The organism is Hymenobacter sp. BT188 (genome assembly GCF_014333585.1).
Classification (GTDB): domain Bacteria; phylum Bacteroidota; class Bacteroidia; order Cytophagales; family Hymenobacteraceae; genus Hymenobacter.
Genome location: NZ_JACSCW010000001.1, coordinates 450,780 through 463,021, shown reverse-complemented (window position 1 = coordinate 463,021; position 12,242 = coordinate 450,780). Strand labels below are relative to the sequence as shown.

At 54.5% G+C, this 12,242-nt stretch carries 6 protein-coding genes; 3 read left to right on the top strand and 3 right to left on the bottom strand.

Translation table 11 applies throughout. The features are described from left to right. Positions 1–75 precede the first annotated feature (75 nt). Positions 76–2,835 carry a substrate-binding domain-containing protein gene (locus tag H8B13_RS01860; protein WP_261990188.1) on the bottom strand — a complete coding sequence of 920 codons (2,760 nt, stop codon included), beginning with the start codon at positions 2,833–2,835 and terminating at the stop codon, positions 76–78. A gap of 364 nt (positions 2,836–3,199) precedes the next feature. Here H8B13_RS01860 and H8B13_RS01855 point away from each other — a divergent pair, with 364 nt between their 5' ends. Next, positions 3,200–5,377 carry a bifunctional alpha,alpha-trehalose-phosphate synthase (UDP-forming)/trehalose-phosphatase gene (locus H8B13_RS01855; protein ID WP_187309125.1) on the top strand — a complete coding sequence of 726 codons (2,178 nt, stop codon included), beginning with the start codon at positions 3,200–3,202 and terminating at the stop codon, positions 5,375–5,377. Positions 5,378–5,668: 291 nt separating this feature from the next. On the opposite strand, the gene H8B13_RS01850 is transcribed toward H8B13_RS01855, so the two are convergent. After that, on the bottom strand, positions 5,669–7,453 hold the full coding sequence (locus tag H8B13_RS01850; RefSeq protein ID WP_187309124.1) for a glycoside hydrolase family 15 protein: 1,785 nt from the start codon (positions 7,451–7,453) through the stop codon (positions 5,669–5,671). A gap of 348 nt (positions 7,454–7,801) precedes the next feature. Here H8B13_RS01850 and H8B13_RS01845 point away from each other — a divergent pair, with 348 nt between their 5' ends. Both H8B13_RS01845 and H8B13_RS01840 read left to right on the top strand, forming a co-directional pair. After that, entirely contained in the window at positions 7,802–8,386 is a 585-nt protein-coding gene (locus tag H8B13_RS01845; protein ID WP_315985095.1) for a TVP38/TMEM64 family protein, read from the top strand. Between the two features lie 208 nt (positions 8,387–8,594). Next, positions 8,595–10,760 carry a hypothetical protein gene (locus H8B13_RS01840; RefSeq protein WP_187309122.1) on the top strand — a complete coding sequence of 722 codons (2,166 nt, stop codon included), beginning with the start codon at positions 8,595–8,597 and terminating at the stop codon, positions 10,758–10,760. 87 nt (positions 10,761–10,847) lie between these two features. Here H8B13_RS01840 and H8B13_RS01835 read toward each other — a convergent pair whose 3' ends face one another. Then, complete coding sequence (locus H8B13_RS01835) at positions 10,848–12,134, bottom strand: LruC domain-containing protein (protein ID WP_187309121.1); 1,287 nt, start codon at positions 12,132–12,134, stop codon at positions 10,848–10,850. Positions 12,135–12,242: the final 108 nt, after the last annotated feature.

Genomic DNA, 12,242 nt, shown 5'->3' with positions numbered 1-12,242 from the left:
AATAACTTAAATACAATTCCTGATTCATTTTTAAAACCAGGGTTTCGCTCATGATACCTGCCTTTCAAATTTGATTCAGCTTTGGGGCGTAACGTGCAGAGCTTTGAACTCGGAAGGCGAAATCTGGTACTTGGCTTTGAAAGCGGTGGAGAAATATGAGGGCGAAGAGAAGCCCATTTGGTACGCTACTTCAGCAATAGTCAGGCTGTCGTCGAGCAAAACTTGGCGTGCTTTAGTCAGGCGGATGCCCTGAATAAAGTCGGTGACGCCGGTGCCCAGCAGGGCCTTCACTTTGCGGTAGAGCTGCACCCGCGAGATGCCCAAGCTGCGCGCTACATCTTCCACGCTCAGGTCGGAGCGCGTGAGGTTGGCCTCTACAATGGCAGTGAGTTCAGCCAGGAATTTCTGATCCACGCGCTGGGGAGCGACCGTGGCCGTATCTACTGATAATTCGCGGCGGAAGTGCTCGCGCAGGTGGGCCCGGTTGGCCAGCAAGGTGCGGATGCTTTCCAACAGAAACGTTGGGTTGAAAGGCTTGGTCAGATATAAGTCGGCGCCCGACTGCACGCCTTCCACTTGCTGCTCGGGGGCGTTGCGAGCCGTGAGCATGACTACTGGTATATGCGAGGTGCGCCAATCAGCACGTAGCTGGGTTACTACTTCCAGCCCGCTCAGGCCGGGCAGCATCACATCACACACAATCAGGTCCGGAATGGTTTCGGCAGCTAGGCGCAAGCCGGTGTCACCATCGGCAGCCGATGATACTTGAAAGTGCGGCGCCAGCTTCTGCACCACAAATTCCCGCACGTCTTCATTATCCTCAATCACCAATATCAAGGACTCGCTCGCAGAAACAGGCGTGGGTGTTGGGTCTTCTTTCGATCTGGGGGGCATTTCTTCCTCCTGAGCGAAGCTAGTGGGCAGGCCCGCATAGGGTGTATTGCTGCGGAGCGCTGCTGGCAGCTCCAGCGGTAGAGTCACGACAAAGGTGCTGCCCTGCCCCGGCTGACTAGTAAACGATAATTGCCCTTGGTGCAGGCGCACAAGGCCCATGGCTAGTGCCAAGCCCATGCCCGAGCCTTTGGCAGTTGGCTGATGCCCTTGATAAAACCATTCGAAAATGTGCTCCCGGTCTTGCTCCGAGATGCCGCTGCCCGTATCTTCCACGCTCACGCGCACTGTATTGTCGGTGGGTACGCGCTGAATGCTGACTGTGATTTGGCCCCGGTCGGGAGTGAATTTCAGAGCGTTAGATAGCAGGTTAAAGAAGACCTTATCCAGAATATTGACATCAAACCACAGCGGAATAATGGGTTCAGCGGGCAAAAAACGGAGCATGATACCACGCTGCCGGGCCGACTTCTCGAACACGTCCATAATCTCGCGCACGAAAGCCACAATATTGCCCTCCGATGCCCGAACGGGCATTTTGCCTACTTCAATTTTGCGGAAATCCATGAGCTGATTAACCAGCTGCAACAACCGCTGCGTATTGCGGTGCACCAAGGTTAAATCGTGGCGCTGCCCGGCTGATAAATCGGCGCTGGCGGTCAGCATTTCCTCTACTGGGCCCAGAATGAGGGTGAGAGGCGTGCGCAGCTCGTGGGAGAAGTTGGTGAAGAAGCGAAGTTTGGCTTCCGTCTCGATGCGGGCCTGCTCAGCTAGCTCGGCTATCTGGTTGCGCTGGGAGCTGATTTCCTCATTTTGCCGCTCCAGTCGTTTAATTAAGCGACGGTTTACCTGAAACGCTCGCCACGCCACCAAGCCCAATATGGCAGCTCCCAGCAGGGCCGCGAGTAGGATATACAATACGGTTCGCTGGCTGGCATACGTATCGCGCTGCTGCTGCAGAAGCTGCTGCTGGCGCTGAATATCCTCCTGCTGACTGTTCAGCTTTTCCGTCTGCATCTTCATCGTCAGCGCATTAGTCGAGTCAATGACCATCGTGCCGAGCATGTTCTCCTTTTCGTACGGCTCGCCCTTGATGATTTTCATGGCCGTCCGAATGGCCTCCTCCCCGCCCGGCGAGTAAAGAATAGTAGCCGCCAAGATGCCATCCTGCACGAACTGAATACCACCGTGAGGCCCCGGCAGACCATCTACGCCTACCACTTTGATGCGACGATCGAGGCCCAGCTGCTTGCACACCTGGTAGGCGCCCAGGGCCATACGGTCATTGTGGGCAAAAATCAGATCGACTTCGGGATGAGCTTTGAGTAAGGCGGGAAGATTCTGGATGACGGAGGGCCGCTTCCAGTCGCCGTGCATCTGCGCTACTAGGCGCATTCCGGGGTACGCGGCCAGCGTTTCAGCGAATCCCTTGTGGCGGTCGAGGGCAGGCGAAGCACCAGGTGCGCCCTTGATTTCCAGCACGTTGCCGCGCTGCCGCAGCAGGGTACTGATGTAGTTGGCAGCCGTCTGGCCTACTTCTACATTATTGCCCCCCACGTACGCCGTATACAGCTTGGAAGTGGTCCGGCGGTCGAGAATGACCACCGGAATGCCCCGGTTAAACACCTCTTCCACGATGGGCGTAATGGGTTCTGCCTCATTGGCCGATACGATGAGCAGGTCGATGTCTTCTTTCAGAAACTCCTGAATCTGCTGGCGTTGGAGGGTGCTGTTGTCGTGGGCGTCCTTCATCCGGAACTCTACGCCGGGATGAAAGCTCAACTCCTTTTTCATACCGGCCAGCATGGCCTGCCGCCACGCGTCGCCGTTGGTACACTGCGAGAACCCAATCTTGACCCGATCAGCAGGAGCGGGCTCAGCACAGCTGCTCAGCAAAACGAATACGAGCAGCCAAAGCACCGTGCCTCCCAGGCAAGGAGCCAAACGCTCATTCCTTCGTTTTGAGAAACTAAAAATCATCCTGACGGGTGGGCTGGGTGGTATGGAGTAATCAAAGATGCAGATACCTGAGGAAAGAATGTGTACAGTTCAGCTGGCGCGGCGCCTTATCTAGCTGGCTTCTCCTCTATCCGCACACAGGGATGCACCTTTTTAGCAGGAGAATCACTGATAGCAACTCTCTTTCCGCCTGCCCGTCGCCAGATGCCGACTGGGGGGCTTTTTTGGCATTCTCGCTGGTTACCGCCCCGGTTTGGGCTCGTTGCTTCACGTTTTGATCACGAACACTTTCGCCGAAACGGTGCTTTTTACCGTAAGAATAGCTATTTGTGTACGAAGTTAATACCCTATGTCCCGTACGATTATCGTTTCTAATCGCCTACCAACCAAAGTACAACGCAGTGAAGAGGGCCTTTCTTTTTCCCCCAGCGAAGGGGGCTTAGCCACCGGCTTGGGCTCCATTTATCGGGCTGATAATAACGTTTGGGTGGGCTGGCCTGGTATTTCGGTAGATGAAGAGGAAGAACAGGAAGTGCGCGAAAAGCTCCGCGCTGACAGCATGCGACCCGTATTTCTGACCGAAAGTGAAATCCGTGATTTTTACGAAGGCTTCAGCAACGAAACGCTCTGGCCAACCTTCCATTATTTTGCTCAGTACGCCATCTACGACCAGTCGCACTGGGATGCTTACGTGGCCGTGAATGAAAAATTCTGCCGCGCCGTGCTGGAACTGGCTGGCCCCGATGATACCATTTGGGTGCACGATTATCAGTTGCTACTGTTGCCCCAAATGCTGCGCGCCGCACGGCCGAAAAGCAGCATTGGCTTCTTCTTGCACATTCCGTTCCCTTCCTACGAGTTGATTCGGGTGCTGCCCTGGCGCCGCCAATTGCTGGAAGGCATGCTGGGGGCCGATTTGATTGGCTTCCACACTTACGGCTACATGCGTCATTTTCTGAGCTCCGTGTCGCAGCTGCTTGGGTATCAGAGCCAGAATGGACTGGTGGAAGTGAACACGCGCAGCGTGCTAGTTGACGCTTTTCCAATGGGTATCGACCAAGCCAAATACGCAGAAGTAGCACAGTCGGAGCAGGCCCGCGCGCACGAGCAAACGTACCGCGACGCCCTGCGCAACGAGCGGATAATCCTGTCTATCGACCGTCTCGACTATACCAAAGGCATAGCCCAGCGCCTGCGAGCCTATGAACTGTTGCTGCAAACTTACCCCGAGTGGCGCGAGCGGGCTACCCTGCTGATGGTGGTGGTGCCCTCCCGCGACCAAGTGGAGCAGTATAAGGAGTTGAAAGAGGAAATCGACGAGCTGGTCGGCCGTATCAACAGCATGTACCGCACTATTTCTTGGAACCCAATTCAGTATTTCTACCGCTCCTTTCCGATTGAGGAACTGGCAGCTTTGTATCGAATGGCCGAAGTGGCACTGGTTACGCCAATGCGGGACGGCATGAATTTGGTAGCTAAAGAATTCATCGCCAGTAAGATTGACAACCCTGGGGTTCTTATTCTGAGTGAGCGGGCCGGGGCTGCCCGGGAACTGTCGGATGCCATCATCATCAACCCCACGGATACCAACCAGCTGGCCGAGGCTATGCACGAGGCGCTAATAATGCCCGAGGACGAACAGCGGCAGCGCATGGGCGCTATGCAGGCTTTGGTAAAGAAGTACAACATTCACCACTGGGTGGATTTATTTATGAATCGACTCACCTACAGCAAGTTAAAGCAAGAAACCTTGGCCACTACAACTCTGAATGCAGATGAGCTGCAACGCATGACCAGCGAATACAAAAATGCCCCCCAGCGGCTTTTATTCCTGGATTATGATGGCACGCTAGCCGGATTTAACTCCAACCCTCAACTTGCCGGCCCCGATCAGGAGTTGCTCACGCTGCTAGCCGACCTGAGCGCCGACAAGCGCAACCGCGTGATAATTGTGAGTGGGCGCGACCGGGCTACCTTGGAGAAATGGCTTGGCCATTTACCCCTCGACTTTATTGTGGAACACGGCGTGTGGCTGCGGGCATTGGGCGAAGAATGGACCATGCTGCGGCCGCTTACCAACGACTGGATGCACGAAATCAGGCCCATTCTCGATCTGCATGTAAGCCGCACGGCGGGCTCCTTTGTGGAGGAAAAAGAATACTCGCTGGTGTGGCACTACCGCCGCGCCGACATAGAGCTTGGCGAAGTAAGAGCGCGCGAGCTGACCAGCCATCTGCACTTTCTGGCCTCCAACAGCGATTTGCAAGTGATGGAGGGCAATAAGGTGGTGGAAGTAAAAAGCGCCGGCGTAAACAAAGGCGCCGGTGCCGCGCGCTGGCTCAGCTTCTACCCCGCCGACTTTATCATTGCCATCGGCGACGACCGTACCGATGAGGACACCTTCGGCGCGATGCCCTCCCACGCCTACACCGTGAAAGTTGGCAGCACCCACCGCTCCCTGGCGCGCTTTCACCTCGATACTCACCACGATGTGCGGCGCGTATTGCGGGCTTTGGTGGAAGCGTAGGTTGTTCAACGGAGCCTCACCCCCCGGCCCCCTCTCCCGCGGAGAGGAGGAGCCTGACGCTCGGCCTACGCAGCACTTTCGGCTCGCGCCTCAAGTACTGCTACCAGTTCTATCGTCTAAGTTCAGCATCAAAAAAGCCCCCCAGATATTTTCTGGGGGGCTTTTTTACTGTTTAAAAAGCGGAACATGGCAGCGGTTGCGGAGGCGACAGCCGACGCGTAGAACGACTAGCGTCAGGCTCCCCCTCTCCGCGGGAGAGGGGGCCGGGGGGTGAGGCCAATCGTTGAGCCCCTACACAAAGTTCGGCTGGTCCAGCTTCTTGGCAATGCGATAGGCCGCATTTACCAAGCCTACATGGCTGTACGCCTGCGGGAAATTGCCCCATTGCGAGCCGGTGCGTGCGTCCACATCTTCCGAGAGCAAGCCCAGATGATTGGTGTACGTCAGCAGTGACTCGAACTCGCGAATGGCGTCCTCTACGCGCCCTACGCAGGCTAACGCCTCTACATACCAGAAAGAGCAGATGAGGAAGGTGGTTTCAGGCGTACCGAAGTCGTCGGCGTGGCGGTAGCGGTAGAACAGACCTTCGGGCGTCTTCAGCTCTTTTTCCAGCTCTACAAGGTGGATTTTGGCTACCTCCGATGCTGGGTCGAGGTAGCCCATCATGATGAGCTGCATGGTGCTGGCGTCGAGGTGGGGCGAACCGATGGCGTTGGTGTACACGCCGCGCTTGGCATCAAAGCACTCCTCGATTTTCTGGCTGGCTTCCTCTATGAGGCGAGTGGCTAAGGCTTCCATTTCGGGATTCCGGAGGCGGCGAGCTACGTGACGCGCGGCGTGGGCTCCGGCCCAATGAAACAAGTAGGTATAGCTGTGATACTGCGCCAACGTTCTGAATTCCCACAAACCAGCGTCGGGCATATTCATGGTTTTGTCGATCATGTGCAGAGCATCGTAGACCAACTTCTGCGAATCAGTACGTTCGCTATCGAGGAAGCGGCGGTCGACGTAGAGCGGCAGCAAGGCCACTAGCACCTGCCCATACACGTCATTTTGAATGTGGGTGTAGGCGTCGTTGCCAATGCGTACGGGCTTATTGCCGAGGTATCCTTCCAGATCCAGCTCACGCTCAATCAGTTCAGTGCCGCCGCTGATGCTGTACAGCGGCTGATACTTTTCTTTAACCTTCGTGGAAATGTTGGCGATGTAGTGGAAATACTGCTCCATCTCCTCAAAGTGACCAATGTTGTTGAAGGCCGTGAGGATGTAGTAGGTATCGCGCATCCAGCAGAAGCGGTAGTCCCAGTTACGGGTGCTGCCGGGTGCCTCAGGCAAGCTGGTGGTGCTGGCCGCAATAATGGCCCCCGTGTCCTCGTACTGGTGAATTTTGAGCGCCAGCGCCGACCGAATAACGGCCTCCTGATAGAAGCTGCTGATGCTGGTACTTTTCACCCATTTCTGCCAGTACTGCACCGTGCTGCGCAAAAACCGCTCAGCCGTGCTTTCCAACGGCGCTTCCAAGGGCGCTCCATACGTGAGCACCAAGTATTTAGGCTCGTTGAGCACAAAAAATTCCTCATCTAGAATGTAGGTCAGAGGAATGTTAGTGGTAAGACGAATTTCCTCCTCCAAGCCCAGAAAGGCGATATGGTTGGAGCTGCGCCGACGACTCAAGGGCAGCTCACCGTAGTTACCGACCGGCGAGCAAACCACCTTCACGCGCGGCGTACCCGACAGCGGCTCGATCTTCCGAATCAGCATCAGGGGCTTGTAGTAGCGGTCGTACTGGGGGAAGCGGGGGGCAAAATCCGTGACCCGATAGCGCCCGTCCTCGTTCTCAATTTCGGTGCAGAGTACGTTGGTATTTTCCTGGTAGAACTGGTGCGAGGTAAACGCTTCGGTGGACGGCTTGATGCTGAGCTCGCCGCCCTTGCGCGTATCGAGCAGGCTACCAAACACAAAACTGCTATCAAAGCGGGGCCAGCAAAGCCAGGAAATAGAAGTGTCTTGTTTTACCAAGGCCAGAAAGGCACAGTTGCCAATCACGCCCATATCGTAGGTGTGCTTTGTCGTCATGGAAAGGGGAATAGGTGATGAAAGCGGCTCAAGGGCATATTAGACGCCACTCAGCAGTAGTGTACCTTATTGGCGCCGCTCAGGTTGCCGCCAACCGCGTACAGGCAGTTCTGCGTAATGGCAGCTACGCTATGCTGAACCCACCCGAAAATCTATTTTTCACCGTGCTAAGCGTCCTGCGACAAATCTTCAGCGGGCCATTTTCATCACCTCCTAAAATGCTCTAAAGCCTTGAAAGACAACGCTTCCACTCAACCCGCACCCAATCATGTGCCCTTATATATATCGGCGGGGGTAATCGTTTTATTAGTGGGTTGTTATTTTTTGTGGCCGGCTTTTCAAAGCGCCGTGCGTGAAGCCTTTGATATTCTCACCAGCGGAGATCGACCACGCATTGCTGAGTGGGTGCAGCAATTTGGGCCCTGGGGACCAATTTGGCTGGTATTGGCCTTTATTATCCAGATGTTTTTGGTCGTAATTAATGTGGTGCTGCTGATTCTGGTAGCTATTCTGGCGTATGGGCCGTGGTGGGGTTCGTTGTGGGCCTTTGTAGGGATAGTGGTAGCCTCGTCGGTGGGGTATGGGCTGGGCTACCTGCTGGGAGAAGGGTTTGTGGGGCGCTTATTAGGCGAGAAGAATGAAAAGAAAGTAGTAGATCAGGTACAGCGCTATGGTGTATGGGCCGTGGTTATTGCCCGCATCTCCCCTATCATCTCCAACGACGCGGTCAGTTTCGTGGCTGGCTTGGCACGCATGGGCTACCTCAAGTTTCTGATTGCCACGGCGGGGGGCATTTTACCGCTCATCGCGCTGCTGGCGTACTTGGGTGAAGAGAATGGTCGCCTCAAAAGCGGGCTACTGTGGGTATCGGGCGTGAGTCTGGTGCTCTTTGCTGGCTATGTGTGGTGGGATAAGCGCCGACAAAAAGCCTAAAACAACGCTTCGAGGGTAAAATAGCACAGTCATTGTAGGGGCTTTTTCAGAACTGATTCATCCTATTGGATGCAGACGGGAAAAGGCAAAAAACCGTTTTTTGCTTTCGCCAGACGCTTCTACCCCTCTACCTTTGTCCCGTTGTGGACTGCTTGGGTGGTTCGCGCTTCTGGCTTCTGGCTGCTCACTCTCTGACCTGAACCGCTCCGTGCGCATTCTTCCAGACTTCGGCCGCATTGTCGGCACCGCGTTTTTACTGTTGCTTTTCTTGGGAACCGGCTCCGCCGCTTTCGCGCAGGCGCCGTTGCTGCGCGAGGTGGTGTTGCACGTCGATACGGCTCGCTACCACCTTAGCCGTCAGGTAGTAACGGTAGAGAATGAGCCGCACCTGTATTTCTATTATCGCCAGGACGACGAAACGGCCGAGCTGCTGGTCTACCCCACCCAATTTGCCCCCCAGCGCCCACTTCGCCTCCAGCGCTCCGCCGACTTCCAGCTACTCGACTCGCTCACGGCTGTAGATAACGCCTTTTATCGGGCCAAAATCCGTTTCCGCGACCTGACCGCCACACGCTTCCTCCGGCTCACTTTCACCCAAGATCCTGAGAGCACGGGAGGCACTTTGCAGACGCAGTCGGTGAATGTGTTGCCCGTCACGCGCACCACGCTGGCCTTCCGACCCAATGATACGGAGCTATATGTAGGTGAGGAAAAAGTATTTGACCTGACCAGCAACAACCCCAAAAACGTGCGCGTGAGCACCGACTGGACTCGTGGCCAAGACATTGACTACCGGCTCAGTCAGCAGAATGGCACGCTGCGCCTGCATGTGCTGCCCAATGTGCCGGGCAACCGCACGCTCACGGTACGCCCCCAAACGGAGCGGCCGTTTCTCATCGAGAACAACCGCCGCCTTAGCTACAGCCTGGCCCCGCTCCGCCAGGAGTTCACGGTGAAGTCCAGCCGTTTGCGGTTTCTGAGCGTCGATAAAAAGGAAATTACCCTCAATGAGGCGTCGCGCCGTCAGGGCGTGGAAATTATTCTGGATAATGGCCGCAGCTTCGACCTGAAGCGCACTTATCGTATTGAGGACCAAGAAGAACAGGGCGGACCGCTGATTGCCGAGTTGGTGACCCGCAGCTACCTTTCCAACGATCGGGTGCTGTGCTGGCTGCGCGTATACAACACGCACCGCCAAACCGATAGCTACCTCTATATCAAGGAAAACGACCAGCCCAAGTACCTCACCAACTTTAACGTGTCGCCCAAAACCAGCATTACGGGCGTGCAGGTGCGGCACCGCGGCGGCGACTGGACAGGCAATCAAACCGTGAATCCCGGCGAAACCGTGGACGTGCGCTTAGAGGGCGAATCGTTGCAAAAGGCCCGCTTCCACTTTGAGGATGTGCTGGTGGTGCCCTCCGATTCGTCGGTGCGCTCCGAGACGGCAGTCGTGTATCGGGTGCAGGTGCCGCTCAATATTGATAAGAAGCGGCTGACCATTTTCAACGCGGGCCAACCGACAGGCCACGTGCTGAACGTGCGGGAGTTTCAGCGCCCCCACCCGCTCGATTTTGTGAGCGTGACCTTCGGTGAAGCGCCCCGGCCTATCACTCGCCTCAACGGGCCCGTGCTCTATGACAAGTCTATTCGGGACGTAGTGTTCAGCTTCAACGCCGATGCCATAGATACCGACGCTCAGTTGTACGGCAAGCAATACCTAAGTTTCGAGATTCGAACCCTGAACAGCAAAGGCGAGTTGATCGAAATGCGCACTCTCGACAACATCGTGGTTTGTCCCGGCGAAAACTCCATCCGGGGGGCTTTTTATCAGGATAAGCAGTGCCAGGTGGGCAACCTGAGCCTCAACACCCACCTCAGCACCCGCAAAACCTATGATCTCGACGATTGGGCCCGCATCCAGATTACGGTGAAGCACGCCACGGATAAGTATTCGGAGCCCGGCTTCCAGCAGAAGCTCGATCTGGTGCTCCAGCGCCGCGTGAAGTTCGATATCGACGTCAGCTTCCCGGCTGGTTTGCTTACTAAGCAGGTGAACAGCGACGTGCAGGGCGTTGGTACGTTCAACGGTATCAGTCTGGCTACGCTGGCGCAGTTCAGCTTTTACAACCCTAACAAAATCAACAAGCTGCGCCCGTATAAAGTCGGTGCTGGCTTCGTGGCTTTGAACGCCTTCAACTTGAACCCCGACGCCAACAGCGCCCGCAACCTGGGCATCGTTATTCTGGGCTCCGTCTACCCCACGCGCAGCGACGCCAAGCTAACCTTCCCGCTGTATCTGGGCGGCGGTTATCTGCTCAACGGCGGTAAGCTCTTCTTCCTACTGGGCCCGGGCATTGGCATCCGATTGTAGAACATCGCTCATAAAAAAGCCCCCCAGACTGAGTCTGGGGGGCTTTTTTAATTCTTAGGCGGGTTTACGCCTATTACTTAGCACACTTTATAAGCAAGCTGCTTTATTGAACGTTTCAGACTCATAACCTGGGTCTGGTGAGTTGAACCAGCCGTAGGTAAATCCGTCGGTTATGCTAGTGAAGCTAGAGTAGGGGTTATTAACCGAAACTCTTTCCAGCGGCCATCTCCAGTCATCAGATATCAGGATGCCATTTGGATACACCTTCCCTCCAACAGTATAGGTATCCCGGTTCGATACCTCCCAAATGTACAAGTCATAGGAAGAGCCAACATTTACGGAGCCAGATGGATAAACTGTGATATAGGGTTCGTAAGGCTTACTGGGGTTATAGGAGAATTCGCCGTTGATGTTGAGCGTTACCTGCGCTGTAGCGAAAGGTACGCATGGTTGCCCTGCCACTGTATTAGCAAATCCATCTGACCCTGTTCCAGGCAGAGCAGTCTTAGTGCTCTCGAAAACGGTGATGTAGTAATAAGTTGCATCACTCGTGTAACTAGCGGCTCCAGAGATGCTGGTTATTCCTGTCTTAGGAATTCTAAAGCTGAACTTATGATCATAGGCAGCGCCTCTAGCGGTTGTCAAAAAGTTGATTGTCAGCTGCGTTGGAGTTTTAATTACATCTGATTGTACTACCAAATCATTGTAATCACGGTCGTTCTGGTCGGGGCTGGTGTTGTTAATATCTTCCCAGGCATAGGTAAAGTCTATTTCCTGGCTGCATCTGCTCTTGCAGAACTCGAAATACACTGACCAGTTATTACCTGGGAACTGGTTGGCATTAGCTAATGACACCCCTTTGCTTGTGTTGTCGCATACGCCACCCCAAGCTGTTTCGCCATTGGAAAGAGCAGCATGTGATGCTATGAAAAAGCAGTTAATGTCTGGAACCTGCGCGGCAGGAATTCTTACAGTATACGATGTTACGCCGGTCTTAAATGTTTGCTTATAAGTAAACTTACCAGGTATAGCGCCCCCATTGCTTAGTTTTTTCTCATCTCTCAGTTCCTGCAGACTGGTAAACACGTCCAGATGTATCTCTTTGAGAGTAAGACCGGGTGCCGTCAGATTATACGTCACCAGCACGTCGCCACCGTCCAGCGCTACATCTACCGTTCCCACTTGGTTATGCTGGCCTGCTACCAAGCAAACTGACTGACAAGCTGGAGGAACAACAATATCCTGAGTGCTCGCTTGGCTGGTAGTGCGAGGAGATGCAATGTTTTCTTTATCCGAACAACTTTGGAAGGTCAGCATCAGAGCTATAGCTGAGAATAGCCAAGTTATCTTCTGCTGTAAAGGTCGATTTTTCATAATTGCAAGGGTTTTATAGGTGGGACTTTAGACATTTTTGTATGGTTCAATTTATAAAAAATTTAACTGATAATAATTATATACATAATATTACTTGTATTATTCATA

Bases quoted from the DNA above. Each gene is read 5' to 3' on its own strand.
- H8B13_RS01855 (WP_187309125.1), top strand. From the start codon at position 3,200: ATGTCCCGTACGATTATCGTTTCTAATCGCCTACCAACCAAAGTACAA.
- H8B13_RS01835 (WP_187309121.1), bottom strand. From the start codon at position 12,134: ATGAAAAATCGACCTTTACAGCAGAAGATAACTTGGCTATTCTCAGCT.
- H8B13_RS01850 (WP_187309124.1), bottom strand. From the start codon at position 7,453: ATGACGACAAAGCACACCTACGATATGGGCGTGATTGGCAACTGTGCC.